At 50.6% G+C, this 26,699-nt stretch carries 5 protein-coding genes; all 5 read right to left on the bottom strand.

The annotated features are described in order from the left end of the window. Window positions 1–48: 48 nt before the first annotated feature. Entirely contained in the window at window positions 49–978 is a 930-nt protein-coding gene (locus tag ACI0FF_RS04955) for an NADP-dependent oxidoreductase (RefSeq protein WP_419799018.1), read from the bottom strand. A gap of 116 nt (window positions 979–1,094) precedes the next feature. Next, on the bottom strand, window positions 1,095–1,949 hold the full coding sequence (locus ACI0FF_RS04950; RefSeq protein WP_419799017.1) for an isocitrate lyase/PEP mutase family protein: 855 nt from the start codon (window positions 1,947–1,949) through the stop codon (window positions 1,095–1,097). Between the two features lie 5 nt (window positions 1,950–1,954). Next, window positions 1,955–3,358, bottom strand: coding sequence for a malonyl-CoA decarboxylase (locus tag ACI0FF_RS04945; protein ID WP_419799016.1), 1,404 nt, complete (start codon window positions 3,356–3,358; stop codon window positions 1,955–1,957). Continuing rightward, window positions 3,351–4,241 (bottom strand): serine/threonine protein kinase, encoded by an 891-nt coding sequence (locus tag ACI0FF_RS04940; RefSeq protein ID WP_419799015.1) that lies wholly within the window; start codon window positions 4,239–4,241, stop codon window positions 3,351–3,353. Before ACI0FF_RS04940 ends, ACI0FF_RS04945 begins: the two co-directional genes overlap by 8 nt. 93 nt (window positions 4,242–4,334) lie before the next feature. After that, window positions 4,335–26,699 carry a tandem-95 repeat protein gene (locus tag ACI0FF_RS04935; protein WP_419799014.1) on the bottom strand — a complete coding sequence of 7,455 codons (22,365 nt, stop codon included), beginning with the start codon at window positions 26,697–26,699 and terminating at the stop codon, window positions 4,335–4,337.

Raw genomic sequence — 26,699 nt, 5'->3', positions numbered from 1 at the left:
CGCATGAAAGAGGGGGGAAGCCTTTAAGCTTTCCCCCCTCTTTTTTTGTCAGTCAACTTGTATGATGATTTTTCCACGGACACGTCCGGACTGACTGAGCGCAAAAGCTTGATCAATCTGATTGAGAGGAAAGATTTTCTCAATGTGGTTGTGGATTTTTCCTTCGTCGATCCATTGGGCAATTTGGGTTAATTGCGCGGCATCGGGTTCGATAAAAAGAAACTCACCTTTGACGTTGTATTCCTTTGCCTTGTCTGCGGATGGCGGAGAGACGACAGAAACAAGAACACCGCCTTCTTTCATGGTTTTCCATGATTTATCTTGTGTTTCGCCGCCGATCGTATCGAAAACGACGTCGACATCGCTTACAATTTCTTCAAAATTTTCATTGCGATAATCGATGAATGTATCGACACCAAGCTCGAGCAAGAATGCTTTGTTTTTCTCCGAAGCGGTTCCAATGACGTGGGCACCGGCTATTTTTGCCATTTGAACGGCAAGGCTACCGACACCGCCTGCTGCCGCATGTATTAAAACCTTTTGCCCGGCTTTCAGGTTTGAAACCTGGAATAAGGCTTGATAGGCCGTCAATCCAGCCAATGGAATACCGGCTGCGTGTAAATGGTCCATTTTGAGTGGTTTTTTCGCAAGTTCACTGCCTTTAATGGCTACAAACTCAGCAAAGGTTCCATTGCGTGCAATATTAGGGCGTGAGTAAACTTCATCCCCGATTTGAAAATCGGTTACATCCGGACCTACGGCTTCGACAACACCGGACACATCCCAACCTAATGTCAAAGGCAACTGATGAGGGAGAATAGTTTGGAGATAACCCGCCTGTATTTTCCAGTCTACCGGATTAATACTGGCGGCTTTTACCTTGACCAAAACATCATCCGGTGCGATTTTCGGTGTGGGTATATCTTCGTATTTTAAAGTATTTTCACTGCCATATGCATGAATACGAACCGCTTTCATCTCTCTATCCTTTATTATATTTTATCGGTTTTGCATTCCTTTTCTATTTGTGTGTATGCGCAAGATTGTCAAGTTGATGACACGTCACTCGACTTAGCCAGACTTAGGTTATCCCATCACGTCTTATATCGTTCTTCATTTTGGTAATAGTCAGGAAAACCGATCACGTCTTGGAGGTGTTCAAAGCTTGCCAGTGATTTGGGATGATATCCGCCTTTCAGTTCTTCCAGCGCGGTTTCCATCGCCTGAATGGCAGATAAAATGAGCGTTAAAGGATAAGCGGCAATTTTATAACCCATTTCAGCCAATTGGTCTGGCGCTAAGACGGGTGTTTTGCCTTGTTCCACCATATTCGCCATTTTTGCCCCTTTGACCTCTTTACAAAAACGGATCATTTCTTCGACAGATTGCGGGGCTTCCAAAAACAGGATATCGGCCCCGATTTTTTCAAAAGCCTTCATGCGGCGAATTGCTTCGTCCAGACCTTCGGTTTGACGGGCGTCTGTGCGCGCCATAATCAGAATATCAGCCCCTTCGTTTCTGGCATCAACGGCGGCCTGAATACGCATGCAGGCTTCATCAAAACCAACGGTTTGTTTGCCTTTGGTGTGCCCACAGCGTTTGGGGGAAAGCTGATCTTCAATCATAATCCCGGCAAATCCGGCTTGGGCATATCCTTGAACAGTGCGTTTGACATTCAACGCATTGCCATAACCTGTATCGCCATCGCCAATCACCGGCAAAGAAGTTGCCTGACAGATGGAACGCCCTTGATCGACCATCTCCCCATAAGAGATCAAGCCCGTATCCGGCATCCCCAGACGGGCGGCAGAGACACTAAAGCCACTCATAAAAGTTAAGGGGTAGCCTGCGCGTTCAATCAAAGTGGCGCTTAAACCATCAAAACAGCAAGGCATCATCAAAAAATCATCGCCCTTTAACAAGGCACGCAGTTTTGAAACAGAAGACACGTTATCTATCCTTTTTTCAGCGACTTTATTTGCGTCGACACAATAATTTGCCCGTCACTGCGATAGGCTTCGTGATTTTTTTCAATATCGCTCAGTTTATAAAGATAATTGATCATCATGCCTGCGGATTGTTTCATGCCTTTTTGTGAAACATCCCCCAACCAATTGAGGCGTTCCATACGTGCCCCATTGCTGAGATGGAAATGCGCAACCGGGTCCAGCGGGCGCGTCCCCTTGCTTTTTGCTTCTATCAAATACCGTGCTGCCAAGCGCATGAGCGGTGCCTTTAAGGCTTCGCTTGCTTCGCGGTTATTGACCCAACGATTATCATCCAGAAGTGTTTTCAAACCACCCTTAGCCCCTTTCTGCCCACTGGCAACTTTAAGGGCTTCGCGTTCGCTGGTTTGTAAGAGCGCACTATCCCCTTCTGCCATTTTTTCGTCCAACCATTTGCGAAACCCGGGAATAGGAGAGAGCGTTGCAAATGTCTTCAAGTTAGGAAGATCCTGTTTCAAACTGGCAACAACTTTCTTAATCAGAAAATTACCAAAACTGATACCTGCCAATCCCGCCTGCGCATTGGAAATAGAATAAAAAATAGCGGTATCGGCAGCTTGCGGATCCAACAGAGGGGCATCTTCGTCCAACAAGTCCTGCACATTATCCGCCATGCCATTCACCAAAGCAACCTCGACAAAGATCAATGGTTCATCCGGCATACGGGGGTGGAAAAAGGCAAAGAGACGACGATCACGCGCTAAACGGTTTTTTAAATCCGACCAGCTTTGAATAGAATGAACCGCCTCGTATTCGGCAATTTTTTCAAGAACACTGGCGGGGCTATCCCATGTCAAACGGCGCAGTTCCAGAAAACCTACATCAAACCACGAAATCAGGACATCTTTCAAATCACGTTCCAGGGCTTTTAAACTGCTTTCTTCACGGGCCATTTGCATCAGCTCCGCCCGCAAATCGACCAAGAATTTAACCCCTTGTGGCAAGGCGTTAAATTGGCGAAGTAACGTCATACGCGCGGGTTCCAAATTGCGGCGTAATTCAATTTCAAAACCACGTTTTGCTTCTTCATCCGTGGCATTTTGGAAATTATAGATCGATTGATCAACCGCTTGACGGTCCGTTCCAAAATCTTCTGCCAGAATTTTTAAAAACCGTTTTCGCCCTTCTCTATTCAGTTCCAGATAAGCCTGCCCCAAAGTTGCCGCACGTTGACGTGCCGACACCTCCCCCCCTTTGGACTGCAAACAAGCATTGAATTGCTTGCGCACCTGTTCACATTGATGTGCAGGTAAATTCGGAGATAAGTTTAAGGCTTCATCGCTTCCACCGGCCTGTGCAATGGTCCGCCAATTGAAACTCCAGCTTTTGATTTTTTCCAGCAAGTCAGCCAATTTTTGTTCCTTTCATACGTATATTTGCCCGGATCGGTGCAACCTCTTGTAAAAATGCCAAAGCATTTGCGGGTCTTCTTTCCAATTTAGGCGATAAAGCCTGCATCACAAGCTGACTTAAAGCTTCCGGGACATCCTCTCGCATTTCTTTAGGTGGATCAAAGGCACCACGCGGCAATTCCCCTGTCAACATTCGATACCCCAAGACGCCTAATGCAAATATATCCGCCCGCGCATCCACGCTTTTTGAATCACGTTTTTGTTCCGGTGCAATGAAATCTTCGGTGCCAATCCAATATCCGGCCTGCGATTCCTCGCTGTTCGGAAATTTAACCATGCCCGTATCGCATAACTTCACCAGTCCGACATTTAACTGGGTTAATAAAACATTCGCCGGTTTAATATCACGATGAACAAGACCACGCCCGTGAAATGCTGACAAAGCACTGCCAACCTGAAATAATATATCGCAGGTTCGCAAAACATCCAATGTGCGGGCCTCTGGTGTATCCTGAATTTCCGGCGCGTATCCTTGTGCCGGACCATCGCGCCCCATTTCATATAACAAATTCGTCGCAATATAGGGCATGACATAAAAGGGTTTATCCCCCACATATGACAAATCACGCACCGCGATTACATGAGGATGATCTATCTGTGCCAGAACGCGGGCCTCACGTAAAAAACGCCTGCGCCAACTGGCAACAGAATAAGGCAATTTCTTCAGCAGGCGTTTTTTAACATCGAAGACCTTAACCGCCACACGAGTCTGTAAGTCTGGATCAAAACATTCATAAAGATCAGAACTTCCCGTTGACCGAATTATGCGTTTTACGATGTATTTACCTATCTTGTCATAGGCGATTTGCGGCATCTTTCTCATCAAAAGAGAAGGCCAAAATTAAACCATCGGCACAAGCTTAAAAAAAAGCTGCGGGTTTTACACCGCAGCTTTTTTTCTGAATTGCCAAAAGGCTTACCACTCGACTTTTTCCACCCCTTCGAAGATGACGGTAGAGCCATCGTCGAATTCGATCTGACCTGTCAGACCAGATGTATTCTGATAGTCGGCCATTTGCTCGGCACTTGCACTGTCCGAAGAAATAACATCCTGAGAACCATCGTCGTTGGTAATGGTCAATGTCCAGCCTTCCGAACCGTTAAGATGGATCGTATCGAAATCGGCACCGCCATCGACCCAATCTTGACCACTGGTTCCGCTGTCAGCACTTCCACTAAAGATAAAGAGATCATTGCCGTCACCACCGCTCATGACATCTTCGCCATCACTGACGTAGAATGTGTCATTCCCGTCACCGCCGATCATAACGTCATCCCCGTCACCATCGACCAGAATGTCATTACCATCGCCGCCAGCCAGCTGCGCTCCGTTATCATCGGCATACAGGATGTCATTGCCATCGGTACCGATTTCATCACTGTGCGTACCGGCAACATCCGCATCAATATTTTCAATACTGACATCCGTTCCGTCAATCGTTTGAACACTGGCTGTCAGATCGAAGCTGTCGTGATGACCGTTCTCGTCAACCGGCACCGTCACAGTCCCGCTCACACTAAGGTCTTCACCCAAAGTGGCGCTTGGGATTTTCAAGGTTGAGCCATCAACACTGACATCATCCCCACTCGTTACCGAGATGCTGCCATTTTGGTCAACACTGACCGTCGCATCCCCGATGCTGAGTTCAGAACCATGTGGGATCGTTGACAGATCCACACTCAATTCATCCCCCAGCAGACTTTCGCTGGCATCATTCATGCTGAGTGCGAAGGTCACCGGATAAGCCATAACTGCGGCAGCCGCCACCGGTGTGTAATCAACCGAGTCGATTACAAACTTGGATGTTTTGCAGTAATTATTGGTTTTATGTTCGCCAGTGATAACGATTTGTGAAAATTCACTATTACCCGTTAAGGTCGCAGAAATTTCACCATTGCCGGAACCATAGATCGTCCCACTGCCCACAACATGACCGTTATCATCCAACAAGGTGTAGTCAGCTTGTTCTTGGGATTTTAGACCGCTTAAATTCACTGTGGCCTGACTGAGATCATTATCAAACGTGAAGGTAATATTTTCACCATCTGTAATCTCTTTACCGCCACTGCTGTCTGCAACACCAAGACCACCATGTGTTTCCTGAATATTATCTGCACTGGAATGCCAGCCACCACTGCTGTCATACGTATACCCCGTAACGCTGATACCATCGTTGGTATCATCCCAGTTGCTGGGCGAGATCGTCCCGGATTGAACAGCACCATTTTGAACACTGCCTTCACCAATATTCACACTGACCTCGGCACCATCAGCAACACCTGTGACATCAATAGATGCCGTCGCGGTATCACTTGCGCCTTGACTATCAGAAACGGTGTAATCGAAGCTGACTTCACCACTGAAATCATCGGACGGCATGAAGTTGATCGAACCATCTGCATTCAGCGTGACTGTGCCATTTCCGACATTGACCGTATCGCCAATAGAGATATCGACACCATCAATTTGCGTGATGCTGAGACTATCACTGCCTGTATCCGTGTCGTTATCAACCAGATCCAGAACAATTGCAGTGTCTTCGTTCGTCGTTGCATAATCATTATTGGCAACAGGTGCGTCATTGCCCACCGCTGTATTCACGGTGGTTGTTGCGCTGTCATCCCCGTCAGTTGAGGTAACAGAAGCTGTCAATTCAAAGCTGCCTGCATCACTGGGGACACGCAGGGTCAAGTTATCCAGATCATCACTGGACAAGGTTGCCGTCCCGTTCGTAATGGAAACAGCCTGACCATCCAGCAACAGAACCGCACCATCGGGCAGGCCAGATAAGGTCACAGCCGACAATGTTTCCGACCCGTCTACATCAGTTTCGTCAACCGTGATATCAAGCGGATATTCCATATAGGCATCACCACTGGATCCACCGCCTGTACTGTCACCACCACCGGAGCTGTCAGAAACAGAACCGCCATTGGCAAAATCAGTGACATCAATTGTACCATCAGCAAATTGCAGTTCTTCGACACCTTCGATGTAGTCCGTTCCGTCACTACCATAATGGGTGACCAGATAGCCGCCACCATAAGCATTGATGGCATATTCACTGGAATTCCCGCTCAGGACCAACGTATCGTTGCCACCTTGACCATTAATGTAATCGTTCCCCATACCGGCAGTGATCGTATCATCACCACTGCCGCCATAGATCACGTCATTGCCGCTATCCGTATCGATGATATCGTCACCATCTTCACCGGAGACATAATCATTGCCCGTACCGGCAGAAATCGTATCATCGCCCGATCCACCAAACAGTGTATCGTTGCCATGATCCCCGATGATGGTGTCATCACCGGACCCACCGTAAATACGGTCATGGCCCGTTCCGCCATCCAGATAATCATCGCCTTGATCGCCGGATAGGTAGTCATTGCCATGTCCGCCAATGACCGTATCGTCCCCTTTATCTGCATAAAGGACATCATCTCCGGTATTGCCGTCAATGTAATCATCACCGTGACCGGCATAGACCCTGTCATTGCCATGAGAGGCGTCGATATAGTCATCATCATTGGTTCCAACAATGTTGTAGTCATTGTCGGTTGTTCCTGTGATTGTATTGTCATAGGAAGCGGATCCACCGCCTGTGCTATCACCTGCACCACCGGAGCTCTCACCCCCAACCAGTTGGCCTTCGCCCAGATTGACCGTCAATTCCGGTGCATCTGCAACGGCCTCAACATCAATATCCGCTGTTGCTGTTGCACTATGACCTTCGCCATCAGACACCGTATATTCAAAACTTTGTGCCCCGGCATAATCGCCTTTTGGTGTAAAAGTCACCGTCCCATCAGCTTCCAGCGTCACGGTTCCATTACCAACATCGACCTGTCCGCCCACACTGATTTCTTCCCCGTTAATATGGGTAATCGTCAATGTGTCGTTATCAGCATCATTGTCATTGGCAACCAGATCCAGCACCACACTGGTATCTTCGTTCGTCACCGCACTGTCATCACTGAGAACAGGTTCGCTGTTGGTATTTACGCTAGCGGTTACGGTTGCGGTTGCACTATCATCATTGGAGCTTTCAGTAGATGTGACGCTTGCAGACAGATCAAAGTCGGTTTGATCCGCCGGCACACGCAGAACCACATCATCCAGATTGTTGCTGGCAATAGACGCCGTACCATTGCTGACCGTGACTTCCTGACCATCAACCAGAATAACGGCCCCTTCCGGCAAGCCGGACAAGGTCACCGCAGACAGGCTTTCCGAACCGTCAACATCCGTCGTATGTGCACTGAGGTTCAGTGGATATTCAATAAACTCTTCCCCCGGATTATCCGGCAAGGTTTGAACAGCCTCGATATTGTCCAGATACATGCCGCGACCATAATCGATCGCCTCGCCGACACTGACAAATTCAATTGTCATCGGCTCGCCCGTCCCCGTGAAGGTGAAGGAACCATCCTGCCAATCATTATCATTACCATTGGCGTTATCATGGTTGAACTCGGCAACCGTTACACCATTGACACGCACTTCAATCGCATTGACGGTTTCGTCATACCCTGCACGACCAGAATAATCAAAATCAACCGTATAAGACGCATCTTCAACCGTATCTACCGTTCGGTTAATACTGGTGGCATCTTGATAATGGTCACGGTTATCATCGTTTAATTCGATGTAAGAACCATCCCCATCCGTGTCCCAGACCTCAATGGCATCGGAAGACGTATTCCAGCCATCAACAGGTGAGGTATAGAACCCACCATCGGTTTGACCAAAGGTCGTTGTAAAGATGGTACTACTTTCTCCTTCAGAAGCACCCAAAGTAACCGTATTTCCTTCACCGATTTCAAGGTTGAGTTCCGGCATATCCGCAACGGCCTCAATATCGACAGAGGCAGTTGCTGTGCTGGTTTCGCCCTGACCATCGGACACGGTATAAGTGAAGTCTTGCGTCCCGGCAAAATCACCATCCGGGTTAAAGGTCACAGTCCCATCTTCATTTAAGGTGACGCTACCGTTGCCGACATCGACACTGCCGCCGACTTCAATGTCCTGACCGTTGATTTGTGTCACACTCAGTTCATCATTATTGGCATCGCTGTCGTTGGCTTTTAGATCCAAAACAACACTGTGATCTTCCGTTGTAGCCCCACTGTCATTCTCAGCAACAGGAGCCTGATTGGCAACCACGTTCGCACTGGCTGTGATCGTTTCAAAATCACCATTTGAGCTTTCTGTCGCTGTGGCAGAGACTTCAACTGTAAAGTCTTCGCCTGTACTCGGAACGGTAATTGTCAAACCTTCCAAATCACCAGCAGACAATGTCCAGCTACCGTCTTCATTTTGCGTTCCGGCAGACAGAACCGCACCATCGGGCAGGCCATCCACACTCAGGCTCAGACTTTCCGAACCATCCGTATCGTTCAGACCAGACGTGATATTCAATGGATAGGTCGTTGTGGTTTCCCCGCCATCAGATACTTCAAATTCCAATGAATGGATCAGATAATCATCCCCACTGCCTTCGGCACTAAAGACGATCTGGTCAAAATCAACACCGCCATCAGCTGTCAAGGTAATAGCCGGATCAACACGGTCCGAACCACCATCAATCATCCCACGACCAACTTCCACACCGTCTTTATACATGGTGTAGATCGCATCTTCACCACCGTGTAACCAAGCCACAGAGACATCAACGGAAGAAACATCGTTATTGAAATCAAAGATGAGTTCTTCGGATGCTTGATGCGTATTGTCATAGCCGATTTCAGAAGAAGCACCGGAAGAGGCACCGGCAACACCGAAACCAACCGGATTATTGTTATAGGCAATATCGGTATCTTCCAGATTGCCATTTTCATCAACCGTCCGGGCTGTAACTGTAAAGCCACCGCCTGTGCTGGTCGCATTTTCGGAATTGATCGTCACATCAACCGGCTCACCACCTGTTGTTTGCGTGACACCTTCACCGACAGAAACACTCAGGTCTGGAACATCGGCATCGGCTTCTACATCGACATTTGCAGTCCCGGTACTTGTGCCGCCCTGACCATCAGAAACAGTATATTCAAAGGATTGCGATCCTGCATAATCCCCATCCGGGTTAAAGGTCACAGTGCCGTCCACATTCAGAGTAACGGAACCGTTGCCCACATCAACACTACCACCAACTTCGATATCCTCACCGTTGATTTGCGTAATGCTCAGGCTATCGCCTTCAATGTCGCTGTCATTGCCCAATGGATTGAACGTGACTGCGTTATCTTCCAACGTATCAGCTTCATCATGTGTCGCAACCGGGCCATCATTGACACCATCAACTGTAATGGAAACGGTCGCTGTATCTGTCCCACCCTGACCATCAGAGATCGTATAGGTAAAGTCGGTTTGACCATTCCAGTTTTCATTCGGCGTGAATGTAAAGGTACCGTTGCCATCGTCTGTGATCGTCCCGAATTCCGGTTGATCAAAGCTGACAATGCTCAGGCTATCACCGTCTACATCCGTATCATTGCCCAACAGATCGGTGGTGTTAAACGTAATCGGCTGATCTTCGACACCGCTTAAGCTATCTGCCACCGCATCCGGGCCATTGTTGATATCGATATCAGGAACTTCAGCCGTATCACTTGCCGTTGATGTTGCCTGATCACCATTGCTATCAGTTGAGGTCACAGAAGCGTCAATACTGAAATCTTCCGCATCGGCTGGAACGCGCAAAGACAATCCATCAAGATTATCGACAGAGACTGTTGCACTTCCATCCGTAATTGTAATTTCGACACCGTTTTGTGTCAGAACAGCCCCTTCAGGCAAGCCACTCAAGGTCACCGCAGACAGGCTTTCCGATCCATCCTGATCCACCAGTTCGGCAGATACGTCCAACGGATAGTCGTAATAAGCGACTTCCCCAGATGCATCAGCATAGGTAAATTCAAGATTATCAATTGCGAAATCGCTGTCTCCGGCTGCAGTTGAGCCATCCGCATTAATCGTCGTATCTGCTTTTACAACCAGTTTATCGAAGGTCACACCGTTGATAGACACACTGGCCGTATCATCGGCATTGTTCAAACCACGACCATCAAATGTACCACTGGCAACCAGTTCACCATTGTCATAGGCTTCCCAGATTCCCTGTTCGAAGCTTGCATTCGCCCCATTACCGCCTTCACCGAATTGTTCAACGTTGAAGCTGACATTGTTTACATCTTCGTCAAATTCAAAGACGAGGCTCTCGCTTGCACCTTCTTTGCTGTCATACCCCAATAGGTCTTTCGATCCTGTTGTATGGGCTGCAACACCAATGCCACCACCGTGACCGTTCGTCACCTGTTCAACCGCCGCCGGGTTCCCTTCTGAATCAAAGCCCGAGATTGTCACACCTTGAACAGAACCAGAAGCCACATCATCACCGCTGACACTGCCACCGGCAACCGCACCATCATCACTGACAGCTTCCGGTGCCCCGATATTAATGGAAATAACTGGTGCATCCGCGTCGGCTTCAACATCGACTGATGCCGTTGCCGTTGTCACCCCACCTTGACCGTCAGAAACCGTATAGGTGAAGTCCTGCGTGCCCGCATAATGTTGATCCGGGTTAAAGGTAACCGTGCCGTCTTCATTCAACGTCAAGGTCCCGTTATCCAATTCGACACTGCCGCCAGCCTCAATGTTCTGCCCATTAATTTGAGTAATGCTCAGGCTATCGCCGTCCACATCACTGTCATTGCCCAATGGGTTAAAGGTAACCGCGTTATCTTCCAACGTTTGGGCATTATCGGCACCGGCGACCGGACCGTCATTAACGGCGTCAATATCAACCGTAACGGTTGCCGTATCGCTCATGCCTTCCGGATCACGGATGGTGTAATCGAAACTAACGTCACCGTTCAGATTATCGCTTGGATCAAACGTAACCGTCCCATCATTATTCAGCGTTACCTGACCGGACCCATCAGACAGTGTAATCGTTTCACCAACATTCACGTCCTGACCGTCAATCTGGGTAATGCTCAGTGCATCATTATTGGCATCGCTGTCATTATCCAACAGATCAATGACAACAGATGTGTCTTCATTTGTGCTGGCCGTGTCATCACCGGCAACCGGGGCAATATTCCCATCGGTAATGTCCAGATTGACCGTGGCCGTATCTGTACCCTGCCCATCAGAAACCGTATAAGTGAAATCAGCAGGCCCTTCATAGCCATTATCGGCAGCAAAGGTAATGGAGCCATCTTCGTTCAACGTCACCGTACCGTGATTAACATTCACGCTATCACCAGCTTCAACAGACTGCCCGTTAATTTCAACAATATTCAGGCTTTCGCTGTCACCCGCGACATCATTGGCAACCACATCCATCGTAATGCTTTGACCTTCTGTCACGGAACCCGTGTCATCAATCGCATCTGGATCAAAGCTGGAACTGACTGTCAGCGATGTGCTGGCTGTTGATCCATTCGGTTCTGTCGCCGTTGCCGTCACATTGATCTGGAAGTCCGCGACATCACCTGTCACCGTCATGGTCAAATCTTCCAGACGGTTCAGGTCATCTCCGCTGATGACCAGTTTGCCGTTAACGATTTCACCCATATTAAAGGTCGCGCCTTCTGGGAAATCTTCAATCGTTACAGTCAGGCTTTCTGACAGGTCATCATCTGTAATCGCAGCTGAGATATTAACATCATATGTGGTTTCGGAATTCGACGTATCCCACTCCACATTGAACGAGGCATCATCAAAATCAAAATCATTACCACCGTACTGGCTGGCTTGATCTTCCCAGTTTTGCGTTCCAATTACATTGCTATCATCAAACGAATGATCCAGGTTATCCGCATTGAACTCTTCATTACTGAAATACAAGCCGCCGTTATTGTCATGTTCAAGAACATTCCCATCAGCAACAACCTGCCAATTTCCGGCAGCGTCCTGTTGGAAAGTCACATCCATGCCATTGCTCAGGCCGCTATTCTCACCATCCCCATCAGACAACAGGAAGAAGCCCACACGGTCCTGATCAACCCCGTCCAGAACAAAGCTATCGCCCTGACTTTGGTCATGCAGGTCGGCAAAGATAATCTGCCCTGTGCTCGGTTCACCGTTTTCATCCAGAATGTAATACCCATAGGTATTGTGATATCCGGCATTCGTATCTTGGAAAGTCACCGTCACACTATCACCCGTATGACCGCTTTCAACCAACGAAACCGCAAGATCCGGCGTATCGGCAACACCATCAACATTCAATGCGATATTGGCCTGTGCAGATCCACCGTCACCATCGGTTACGGTATAGCTCAGGGTTTCCGTTCCGCTCCAATCTTCTGTCGGGGCGAAACTAAAGGTGTTATCCGCACTATTAAATGTCAGCGTTCCGTTACCAAGGTCCATACCTTCTGCCGGGAAGTTATCTAAACTAACCCCATTGATTTGGGCAATGGACAATCCAGTGCTATCCACATCACTGTCATTTCCTAACAATTCAGTGGCACTAAAGGTAATGGTCGTATCTTCATCACCGCTGAAGCTATCATCAACCGCAACCGGACCATCATTGACCGCATCAATTGTCACCGTGGCTGTCGCAGTATCTGTCCCGCCGTGACCGTCAGAAATGGTGTAACTGAAGTTCACCTCTCCGTTCAAATCATCGGTTGGATCAAAGCTAACCGTTCCATTCTCATTCAAGGTCACCGTACCAGACCCATCAGACAAAGTAATAGTCTGCCCAGTGGCAATATCCTGACCGTCCACTTGTGTAATGCTCAGGCTATCCCCGTCAATGTCACTGTCATTATCCAAGAGATCAATGGTTACGGCCTTATCTTCTTCGGTCACCGTAATATCATTAACTGCGATCGGATCATCATTCTCTGGATTAACCGTCATGGTCACGGTGGCCGTCACGGTTTCACCGTCTTCATCGGTTACCGTATAAGTAAAGGTATCGGTACCGTTGAAATCATCATTGGGTTCGTACGTCACCGTACCATCGGCATTAAACGCCACCACACCGTTGGCCGGTTGCGTGACAGATGTCAGCTCCCCACCATCGATGATCTGATCGTTGGACAGAACATTGATGGTTTTAGACCCATCTTCGCCCACGCTCGCCGCATCATCATTTGCGGTGTTGTCCACATCGGCAAAATCAATCGTCGCGGTTTGTGTGACTTCCGCCGTGCCATCAGACACCGTGAAGGTGATGTCTTCAGACCCTTCTTCATCAGAAATAATCGTCCAGGTGCCATCACCATTATCGGTGATCGCCAGGTTCGATCCACCGGACACACCGGTCACAGATAACGTATCGCCATCTACATCCGTGGCGTTGCCCAGCAGTTGTTCTTTCGTCACCGTGTAAGACTGATATTCGGTGCCGTCCGGCAGGCTGATCGCCCCGACAACTGGCGCGTCATTTTCCGGCGTCACCGTCATGGTCACGGTGGCCGTCACGGTTTCACCGTCTTCATCGGTCACCGTATAAGTAAAGGTATCGGTGCCGTTGAAATCATCATTGGGTTCGTACGTCACCGTACCATCGGCATTAAACGCCACCACACCGTTGGCCGGTTGCGTGACGGATGTCAGCTCCCCACCATCGATGATTTGATCGTTGGACAGAACATTGATGGTTTTAGACCCATCTTCGCCCACGCTCGCCGCATCATCATTTGCGGTGTTGTCCACATCGGCAAAATCAATCGTCGCGGTTTGTGTGACTTCCGCCGTGCCATCAGACACCGTGAAGGTGATGTCTTCAGACCCTTCTTCATCAGAAATAATCGTCCAGGTGCCATCACCATTATCGGTGATCGCCAGGTTCGATCCACCGGACACACCGGTCACAGATAACGTATCGCCATCTACATCCGTGGCGTTGCCCAGCAGTTGTTCTTTCGTCACCGTGTAAGACTGATATTCGGTGCCGTCCGGCAGGCTGATCGCCCCGACAACTGGCGCGTCATTTTCCGGCGTCACCGTCATCGTCACGGTGGCCGTCACGGTTTCACCGTCTTCATCGGTCACCGTATAAGTAAAGGTATCGGTGCCGTTGAAATCATCATTGGGTTCGTACGTCACCGTACCATCGGCATTAAACGCCACCACACCGTTGGCCGGTTGCGTGACAGATGTCAGCTCCCCACCATCGATGATCTGATCGTTGGACAGAACATTGATGGTTTTAGACCCATCTTCGCCCACGCTCGCCGCATCATCATTTGCGGTGTTGTCCACATCGGCAAAATCAATCGTCGCGGTTTGTGTGACTTCCGCCGTGCCATCAGACACCGTGAAGGTGATGTCTTCAGACCCTTCTTCATCAGAAATAATCGTCCAGGTGCCATCACCATTATCGGTGATCGCCAGGTTCGATCCACCGGACACACCGGTCACCGTCAACGCATCGCCATCTACATCCGTGGCGTTGCCCAGCAGTTGTTCTTTCGTCACCGTGTAAGACTGATATTCGGTGCCGTCCGGCAGGCTGATTGCCCCGACAACTGGCGCGTCATTTTCCGGCGTCACCGTCATGGTCACGGTGGCCGTCACGGTTTCACCGTCTTCATCGGTTACCGTATAGGTAAAGGTATCGGTGCCGTTGAAATCATCATTGGGTTCGTACGTCACCGTACCATCGGCATTAAACGCCACCACACCGTTGGCCGGTTGGGTGACAGATGTCAGCTCCCCACCATCGATGATCTGATCGTTGGACAGAACATTGATGGTTTTAGACCCATCTTCGCCCACGCTCGCCGCATCATCATTTGCGGTGTTGTCCACATCGGCAAAATCAATCGTCGCGGTTTGTGTGACTTCCGCCGTGCCATCAGACACCGTGAAGGTGATGTCTTCAGACCCTTCTTCATCAGAAATAATCGTCCAGGTGCCATCACCATTATCGGTGATCGCCAGGTTCGATCCACCGGACACACCGGTCACAGATAACGTATCGCCATCTACATCCGTGGCGTTGCCCAGCAGTTGTTCTTTCGTCACCGTGTAAGACTGATATTCGGTGCCGTCCGGCAGGCTGATTGCCCCGACAACTGGCGCGTCATTTTCCGGCGTCACCGTCATGGTCACGGTGGCCGTCACGGTTTCACCGTCTTCATCGGTTACCGTATAGGTAAAGGTATCGGTGCCGTTGAAATCATCATTGGGTTCGTACGTCACCGTACCATCGGCATTAAACGCCACCACACCGTTGGCCGGTTGCGTGACAGATGTCAGCTCCCCACCATCGATGATCTGATCGTTGGACAGAACATTGATGGTTTTAGACCCATCTTCGCCCACGCTCGCCGCATCATCATTTGCGGTATTGTCCACATCGGCAAAATCAATCGTCGCGGTTTGTGTGACTTCCGCCGTGCCATCAGACACCGTGAAGGTGATGTCTTCAGACCCTTCTTCATCAGAAATAATCGTCCAGGTGCCATCACCATTATCGGTGATCGCCAGGTTCGATCCACCGGACACACCGGTCACAGACAAAGCATCGCCATCTACATCCGTGGCGTTGCCCAGCAGTTGTTCTTTCGTCACCGTGTAAGACTGATATTCGGTGCCGTCCGGCAGGCTGATCGCCCCGACAACTGGCGCGTCATTTTCCGGCGTCACCGTCATCGTCACGGTGGCCGTCACGGTTTCACCGTCTTCATCGGTTACCGTATAAGTAAAGGTATCGGTGCCGTTGAAATCATCATTGGGTTCGTACGTCACCGTACCATCGGCATTAAACGCCACCACACCGTTGGCCGGTTGCGTGACAGATGTCAGCTCCCCACCATCGATGATCTGATCGTTGGACAGAACATTGATGGTTTTAGACCCATCTTCGCCCACGCTCGCCGCATCATCATTTGCGGTGTTGTCCACATCGGCAAAATCAATCGTCGCGGTTTGTGTGACTTCCGCCGTGCCATCAGACACCGTGAAGGTGATGTCTTCAGACCCTTCTTCATCAGAAATAATCGTCCAGGTGCCATCGCCATTATCGGTGATCGCCAGGTTCGATCCACCGGACACACCGGTCACAGACAAAGCATCGCCATCTACATCCGTGGCGTTGCCCAGCAGTTGTTCTTTCGTCACCGTGTAAGACTGATATTCGGTGCCGTCCGGCAGGCTGATTGCCCCGACAACTGGCGCGTCATTTTCCGGCGTCACCGTCATCGTCACGGTGGCCGTCACGGTTTCACCGTCTTCATCGGTTACCGTATAAGTAAAGGTATCGGTGCCGTTGAAATCATCATTGGGTTCGTACGTCACCGTACCATCGGCATTAAACGCCACCACACCGTTGGCCGGTTGGGTGACGGATGTCAGCTCCCCACCATCGATGATCTGATCGTTGGACAGAACATTGATGGTTTTAGACCCATCTTCGCCCACGCTCGCCGCATCATCATTTGCGGTGTTGTCCACATCGGCAAAATCAATCGTCGCGGTTTGTGTGACTTCCGCCGTGCCATCAGACACCGTGAAGGTGATGTCTTCAGACCCTTCTTCATCAGAAATAATCGTCCAGGTGCCATCACCATTATCGGTGATCGCCAGGTTCGATCCACCGGACACACCGGTCACAGATAACGTATCGCCATCTACATCCGTGGCGTTGCCCAGCAGTTGTTCTTTCGTCACCGTGTAAGACTGATATTCGGTGCCGTCCGGCAGGCTGATCGCCCCGACAACTGGCGCGTCATTTTCCGGCGTCACCGTCATCGTCACGGTGGCCGTCACGGTTTCACCGTCTTCATCCGTTACCGTATAAGTAAAGGTATCGGTGCCGTTGAAATCATCATTGGGTTCGTACGTCACCGTACCATCGGCATTAAACGCCACCACACCGTTGGCCGGTTGCGTGACGGATGTCAGCTCCCCACCATCGATGATCTGATCGTTGGACAGAACATTGATGGTTTTAGACCCATCTTCGCCCACGCTCGCCGCATCATCATTTGCGGTGTTGTCCACATCGGCAAAATCAATCGTCGCGGTTTGTGTGACTTCCGCCGTGCCATCAGACACCGTGAAGGTGATGTCTTCAGACCCTTCTTCATCAGAAATAATCGTCCAGGTGCCATCACCATTATCGGTGATCGCCAGGTTCGATCCACCGGACACACCGGTCACAGATAACGTATCGCCATCTACATCCGTGGCGTTGCCCAGCAGTTGTTCTTTCGTCACCGTGTAAGACTGATATTCGGTGCCGTCCGGCAGGCTGATCGCCCCGACAACTGGCGCGTCATTTTCCGGCGTCACCGTCATGGTCACGGTGGCCGTCACGGTTTCACCGTCTTCATCGGTTACCGTATAGGTAAAGGTATCGGTGCCGTTGAAATCATCATTGGGTTCGTACGTCACCGTACCATCGGCATTAAACGCCACCACACCGTTGGCCGGTTGGGTGACGGATGTCAGCTCCCCACCATCGATGATCTGATCGTTGGACAGAACATTGATGGTTTTAGACCCATCTTCGCCCACGCTCGCCGCATCATCATTTGCGGTGTTGTCCACATCGGCAAAATCAATCGTCGCGGTTTGTGTGACTTCCGCCGTGCCATCAGACACCGTGAAGGTGATGTCTTCAGACCCTTCTTCATCAGAAATAATCGTCCAGGTGCCATCACCATTATCGGTGATCGCCAGGTTCGATCCACCGGACACACCGGTCACCGTCAACGCATCGCCATCTACATCCGTGGCGTTGCCCAGCAGTTGTTCTTTCGTCACCGTGTAAGACTGATATTCGGTGCCGTCCGGCAGGCTGATTGCCCCGACAACTGGCGCGTCATTTTCCGGCGTCACCGTCATCGTCACGGTGGCCGTCACGGTTTCACCGTCTTCATCGGTTACCGTATAGGTAAAGGTATCGGTGCCGTTGAAATCATCATTGGGTTCGTACGTCACCGTACCATCGGCATTAAACGCCACCACACCGTTGGCCGGTTGCGTGACAGATGTCAGCTCCCCACCATCGATGATCTGATCGTTGGACAGAACATTGATGGTTTTAGACCCATCTTCGCCCACGCTCGCCGCATCATCATTTGCGGTGTTGTCCACATCGGCAAAATCAATCGTCGCGGTTTGTGTGACTTCCGCCGTGCCATCAGACACCGTGAAGGTGATGTCTTCAGACCCTTCTTCATCAGAAATAATCGTCCAGGTGCCATCACCATTATCGGTGATCGCCAGGTTCGATCCACCGGACACACCGGTCACCGTCAACGCATCGCCATCTACATCCGTGGCGTTGCCCAGCAGTTGTTCTTTCGTCACCGTGTAAGACTGATATTCGGTGCCGTCCGGCAGGCTGATCGCCCCGACAACAGGCGCGTCATTTTCCGGCGTCACCGTCATCGTCACGGTGGCCGTCACGGTTTCACCGTCTTCATCGGTTACCGTATAGGTAAAGGTATCGGTGCCGTTGAAATCATCATTGGGTTCGTACGTCACCGTACCATCGGCATTAAACGCCACCACACCGTTGGCCGGTTGCGTGACAGATGTCAGCTCCCCACCATCGATGATCTGATCGTTGGACAGAACATTGATGGTTTTAGACCCATCTTCGCCCACGCTCGCCGCATCATCATTTGCGGTGTTGTCCACATCGGCAAAATCAATCGTCGCGGTTTGTGTGACTTCCGCCGTGCCATCAGACACCGTGAAGGTGATGTCTTCAGACCCTTCTTCATCAGAAATAATCGTCCAGGTGCCATCACCATTATCGGTGATCGCCAGGTTCGATCCACCGGACACACCGGTCACCGTCAACGCATCGCCATCTACATCCGTGGCGTTGCCCAGCAGTTGTTCTTTCGTCACCGTGTAAGACTGATATTCGGTGCCGTCCGGCAGGCTGATCGCCCCGACAACAGGCGCGTCATTTTCCGGCGTCACCGTCATCGTCACGGTGGCCGTCACGGTTTCACCGTCTTCATCGGTTACCGTATAAGTAAAGGTATCAGTGCCGTTGAAATCATCATTGGGTTCGTACGTCACCGTACCATCGGCATTAAACGCCACCACACCATTGGCCGGTTGCGTGACGGATGTCAGCTCCCCGCCATCGATGATCTGGTCATTGGACAGCACATTGATGGTTTTAGACCCATCTTCGCCCACGCTCGCCGCATCATCATTTGCGGTGTTGTCCACATCGGCAAAATCAATCGTCGCGGTTTGTGTGACTTCCGCCGTGCCATCAGACACCGTGAAGGTGATGTCTTCAGACCCTTCTTCATCAGAAATAATCGTCCAGGTGCCATCACCATTATCGGTGATCGCCAGGTTCGATCCACCGGACACACCGGTCACAGATAACGTATCGCCATCTACATCCGTGGCGTTGCCCAGCAGTTGTTCTTTCGTCACCGTGTAAGACTGATATTCGGTGCCGTCCGGCAGGCTGATTGCCCCGACAACTGGCGCGTCATTTTCCGGCGTCACCGTCATGGTCACGGTGGCCGTCACGGTTTCACCGTCTTCATCGGTTACCGTATAGGTAAAGGTATCGGTGCCGTTGAAATCATCATTGGGTTCGTACGTCACCGTACCATCGGCATTAAACGCCACCACACCATTGGCCGGTTGCGTGACGGATGTCAGCTCCCCACCATCGATGATCTGATCGTTGGACAGAACATTGATGGTTTTAGACCCATCTTCGCCCACGCTCGCCGCATCATCATTTGCGGTGTTGTCCACATCGGCAAAATCAATCGTCGCGGTTTGTGTGACTTCCGCCGTGCCATCAGACACCGTGAAGGTGATGTCTTCAGACCCTTCTTCATCAGAAATAATCGTCCAGGTGCCATCACCATTATCGGTGATCGCCAGGTTCGATCCACCGGACACACCGGTCACCGTCAACGCATCGCCATCTACATCCGTGGCGTTGCCCAGCAGTTGTTCTTTCGTCACCGTGTAAGACTGATATTCGGTGCCGTCCGGCAGGCTGATTGCCCCGACAACTGGCGCGTCATTTTCCGGCGTCACCGTCATGGTCACGGTGGCTGTCACGGTTTCACCGTCTTCATCCGTTACCGTATAAGTAAAGGTATCGGTGCCGTTGAAATCATCATTGGGTTCGTACGTCACCGTACCATCGGCATTAAACGCCACCACACCGTTGGCCGGTTGCGTGACGGATGTCAGCTCCCCACCATCGATGATCTGATCGTTGGACAGAACATTGATGGTTTTAGACCCATCTTCGCCCACGCTCGCCGCATCATCATTTGCGGTGTTGTCCACATCGGCAAAATCAATCGTCGCGGTTTGTGTGACTTCCGCCGTGCCATCAGACACCGTGAAGGTGATGTCTTCAGACCCTTCTTCATCAGAAATAATCGTCCAGGTGCCATCACCATTATCGGTGATCGCCAGGTTCGATCCACCGGACACACCGGTCACCGTCAACGCATCGCCATCTACATCCGTGGCGTTGCCCAGCAGTTGTTCTTTCGTCACCGTGTAAGACTGATATTCGGTGCCGTCCGGCAGGCTGATTGCCCCGACAACTGGCGCGTCATTTTCCGGCGTCACCGTCATGGTCACGGTGGCCGTCACGGTTTCACCGTCTTCATCGGTCACCGTATAAGTAAAGGTATCGGTGCCGTTGAAATCATCATTGGGTTCGTACGTCACCGTACCATCGGCATTAAACGCCACCACACCGTTGGCCGGTTGCGTGACGGATGTCAGCTCCCCACCATCGATGATCTGATCGTTGGACAGAACATTGATGGTTTTAGACCCATCTTCGCCCACGCTCGCCGCATCATCATTTGCGGTGTTGTCCACATCGGCAAAATCAATCGTCGCGGTTTGTGTGACTTCCGCCGTGCCATCAGACACCGTGAAGGTGATGTCTTCAGACCCTTCTTCATCAGAAATAATCGTCCAGGTGCCATCACCATTATCGGTGATCGCCAGGTTCGATCCACCGGACACACCGGTCACAGATAACGTATCGCCATCTACATCCGTGGCGTTGCCCAGCAGTTGTTCTTTCGTCACCGTGTAAGACTGATATTCGGTGCCGTCCGGCAGGCTGATCGCCCCGACAACTGGCGCGTCATTTTCCGGCGTCACCGTCATCGTCACGGTGGCTGTCACGGTTTCACCGTCTTCATCCGTTACCGTATAAGTAAAGGTATCGGTGCCGTTGAAATCATCATTGGGTTCGTACGTCACCGTACCATCGGCATTAAACGCCACCACACCGTTGGCCGGTTGCGTGACGGATGTCAGCTCCCCACCATCGATGATCTGATCGTTGGACAGAACATTGATGGTTTTAGACCCATCTTCGCCCACGCTCGCCGCATCATCATTTGCGGTGTTGTCCACATCGGCAAAATCAATCGTCGCGGTTTGTGTGACTTCCGCCGTGCCATCAGACACCGTGAAGGTGATGTCTTCAGACCCTTCTTCATCAGAAATAATCGTCCAGGTGCCATCACCATTATCGGTGATCGCCAGGTTCGATCCACCGGACACACCGGTCACAGATAACGTATCGCCATCTACATCCGTGGCGTTGCCCAGCAGTTGTTCTTTCGTCACCGTGTAAGACTGATATTCGGTGCCGTCCGGCAGGCTGATCGCCCCGACAACTGGCGCGTCATTTTCCGGCGTCACCGTCATCGTCACGGTGGCCGTCACGGTTTCACCGTCTTCATCGGTTACCGTATAAGTAAAGGTATCAGTGCCGTTGAAATCATCATTGGGTTCGTACGTCACCGTACCATCGGCATTAAACGCCACCACACCATTGGCCGGTTGCGTGACGGATGTCAGCTCCCCGCCATCGATGATCTGGTCATTGGACAGCACATTGATGGTTTTAGACCCATCTTCGCCCACGCTCGCCGCATCATCATTTGCGGTGTTGTCCACATCGGCAAAATCAATCGTCGCGGTTTGTGTGACTTCCGCCGTGCCATCAGACACCGTGAAGGTGATGTCTTCAGACCCTTCTTCATCAGAAATAATCGTCCAGGTGCCATCACCATTATCGGTGATCGCCAGGTTCGATCCACCGGACACACCGGTCACCGTCAACGCATCGCCATCTACATCCGTGGCGTTGCCCAGCAGTTGTTCTTTCGTCACCGTGTAAGACTGATATTCGGTGCCGTCCGGCAGGCTGATTGCCCCGACAACTGGCGCGTCATTTTCCGGCGTCACCGTCATGGTCACGGTGGCTGTCACGGTTTCACCGTCTTCATCCGTTACCGTATAAGTAAAGGTATCGGTGCCGTTGAAATCATCATTGGGTTCGTACGTCACCGTACCATCGGCATTAAACGCCACCACACCGTTGGCCGGTTGCGTGACGGATGTCAGCTCCCCACCATCGATGATCTGATCGTTGGACAGAACATTGATGGTTTTAGACCCATCTTCGCCCACGCTCGCCGCATCATCATTTGCGGTGTTGTCCACATCGGCAAAATCAATCGTCGCGGTTTGTGTGACTTCCGCCGTGCCATCAGACACCGTGAAGGTGATGTCTTCAGACCCTTCTTCATCAGAAATAATCGTCCAGGTGCCATCACCATTATCGGTGATCGCCAGGTTCGATCCACCGGACACACCGGTCACCGTCAACGCATCGCCATCTACATCCGTGGCGTTGCCCAGCAGTTGTTCTTTCGTCACCGTGTAAGACTGATATTCGGTGCCGTCCGGCAGGCTGATTGCCCCGACAACTGGCGCGTCATTTTCCGGCGTCACCGTCATGGTCACGGTGGCCGTCACGGTTTCACCGTCTTCATCGGTCACCGTATAAGTAAAGGTATCGGTGCCGTTGAAATCATCATTGGGTTCGTACGTCACCGTACCATCGGCATTAAACGCCACCACACCGTTGGCCGGTTGCGTGACGGATGTCAGCTCCCCACCATCGATGATCTGATCGTTGGACAGAACATTGATGGTTTTAGACCCATCTTCGCCCACGCTCGCCGCATCATCATTTGCGGTGTTGTCCACATCGGCAAAATCAATCGTCGCGGTTTGTGTGACTTCCGCCGTGCCATCAGACACCGTGAAGGTGATGTCTTCAGACCCTTCTTCATCAGAAATAATCGTCCAGGTGCCATCACCATTATCGGTGATCGCCAGGTTCGATCCACCGGACACACCGGTCACAGATAACGTATCGCCATCTACATCCGTGGCGTTGCCCAGCAGTTGTTCTTTCGTCACCGTGTAAGACTGATATTCGGTGCCGTCCGGCAGGCTGATCGCCCCGACAACTGGCGCGTCATTTTCCGGCGTCACCGTCATCGTCACGGTGGCTGTCACGGTTTCACCGTCTTCATCCGTTACCGTATAAGTAAAGGTATCGGTGCCGTTGAAATCATCATTGGGTTCGTACGTCACCGTACCATCGGCATTAAACGCCACCACACCGTTGGCCGGTTGCGTGACGGATGTCAGCTCCCCACCATCGATGATCTGATCGTTGGACAGAACATTGATGGTTTTAGACCCATCTTCGCCCACGCTCGCCGCATCATCATTTGCGGTGTTGTCCACATCGGCAAAATCAATCGTCGCGGTTTGTGTGACTTCCGCCGTGCCATCAGACACCGTGAAGGTGATGTCTTCAGACCCTTCTTCATCAGAAATAATCGTCCAGGTGCCATCACCATTATCGGTGATCGCCAGGTTCGATCCACCGGACACACCGGTCACAGATAACGTATCGCCATCTACATCCGTGGCGTTGCCCAGCAGTTGTTCTTTCGTCACCGTGTAAGACTGATATTCGGTGCCGTCCGGCAGGCTGATCGCCCCGACAACTGGCGCGTCATTTTCCGGCGTCACCGTCATCGTCACGGTGGCCGTCACGGTTTCACCGTCTTCATCGGTTACCGTATAGGTAAAGGTATCGGTGCCGTTGAAATCCTGATGAGGTGTATAGGTAACAGTTCCATTTCCAGAAAACGCAACTGTTCCATTTTCCGGTTGGGTGACACCGCTTAAGATACCACCATCCTTAATATCATCATTGGACATAACATTGATGGTTTTGCTGCCATCTTCCGCCAAAGTCGCAGAATCATCAGTGGCCGCATTATCCACGTCAGCAAATTTAATCGCTGTTGTTTGAGTAACTTCAGCTGTGCCATCAGACACCGTGAAGGTAATCGCCTCCAAACCTTCTTCATCAGAGATAATCGTCCAGGTGCCATTCCCATTATCGGTGACCGCGAGGTGGGAACTGCCGGACACACCCGTAATACTTAACGCATCACCATCTACATCAGAGGCAGCGGCAAGAAGCTGTTCTTTCGTCACCGTGTATTCTTGATATTCCGTACCGTCCGGTAAATGAATAGCATTCAACACGGGGATATCATTTTCCGGTGTGACCGTCATGGTCACGGTGGCAGTTACCGTCTCGCCATCTTCATCGGTCAACGTATAAGTGAAGGTTTCCGTTCCATGGAAATCCGGGTTCGGTTTGTAAGTCACCGTGCCATCAGATTCAAATGTGACTTCGCCATTTTCCGGTTGAGACACATCGCTGAGCACACCGCCGTCTCTAATCTGATCGTTAGACAAGACGTTGATCGTCTTCGTGCCATCTTCGGCCAAAGTCGCGGCATCATCCGTGGCCGTATTATCCACATCGGCAAAATTGATTGTGGTTGTCTGAGTAGTTTCTTCAATACCGTCAGACACGGTGAAGGTAATGGCTTCCAAACCTTCTTCATCAGACGTGATTGTCCAAGTGCCATCGCCATTATCAACGATGGTCACATCATCCCGGCCTGTGACAGACGTAATACTAAGTGCATCGCCATCCGCATCCGTTGCATTGGCAAGTAGCTGTTCTTTGGTTAGCGTATATTCTTGATATTCTGTTCCACCGGGTAAATGCGTGGCGCGGACATCCGGTGCCGCATTGCCATCCACATCAACCGTGACACTGGCTGTTTTCGTTTCGCCGTTATCATCAGTTACTTCATATTCAAATGAATAACTGGCTTCTTCACGGATCTCGGGATCATACTTAATTGTGCCATTAGAATTCAGAGTTAAAGTCGCAACTTTGGTCCCGTCAACAATCAAATCAATCGGCTTACCAACTTCGGCGTCTTGACCATTAATTTTGGTAATAACACCGGCATCTGCTTTGGCACCATTGGCAAAATCGATGTTATTATCATAAAGCGTATCGTTACCTAGAACATCGATATTAACGGTCTGGTTCCAATCAAGTGCTGCATTATCATCGGCAAGTGTGTTGTCTACATCCCAAGAGAAGCTGTCAGATGCGCTGGCCGTTTGGCCGTTACGTGTGATCGTTACATTCAGGCCGATATCGCTATCTTGCTGTTCAAAGCCTGTATAAATTTTCCAAATCCGCAAGCCATTATCGTCATATTCCAGAACGATCCGACCATCACCTTCTTCATTGCCTTCTTTGATGCCCGCGGCCAAAGTTTGCGCGGCATCTTCCGTTCCATTAGAACCATCGCCCAAATAGGAATCGGTATTTTGATAGAAAGCATCAATATCAATATCATCAAATGGCCCGATGGCTTTGATGATATCTTCTTCGCGGATAATAATCGGTTTTTCAGGGCCGGGCTGTCCATTAGGATCATCGGTATCCTGTCCAATCAGACTTTCAAGAAAATCTTTCGGCAAAACAAGAGGTTCTTCCTCAATAATTTCCTCTTCTTCAACCGGAGTTGCTTCTTCCTCTTCAGCAATCAAGTCGTCTTCGATGGGTGCGGCAAATACATCGAGGGTGTCAACGGAACCGTCAATGGCATCCGGGTTTGCAGGGGCTAATTCAGGTGCTTCAGCACGCTCGCGCTGTTCTCGAACACCTTCTTCTTGTTCTTCTTCACGTCTTTGCCCAAGCTCGCGACGCTCACGGGGGCCATCCTCATTGTCCCCCAAATCACGCAAGGTGTCTTCATCGTCGATATAAATACCTTCGTCACTTTTGAAGGCATCATCTTCTTCCGGGAGAATACCTTCAATGACATCCTGCTCAGTCGAGAAGCCGCCTTGGTGGACAGAGGCCATGTAGCCCATATCTTCCTGATAGACAGCTCCGCCTTCGGCATTTTCCTTGCCCTGCATCTGGCCGCCGAGGTTCATATCCTCAACATCTTGCAGTGAGGTCAACTCATCAAATACTGTCGCGTCTTCTTGCGAACCGGTTTTCACACCAGAATCGTTACCAGAACCTTCTTGGTCTTCCGGTTTTTTGATATCATCATCAGCCAT

The sequence above is a fragment of the Terasakiella sp. 4MB5A genome, from assembly GCF_050058155.1.
Lineage (GTDB): Bacteria > Pseudomonadota > Alphaproteobacteria > Rhodospirillales > Terasakiellaceae > Terasakiella > Terasakiella halodenitrificans.
The sequence above is the reverse complement of the archived record's forward strand: the minus strand, read 5'-3'. Positions and strand labels throughout refer to the sequence as shown.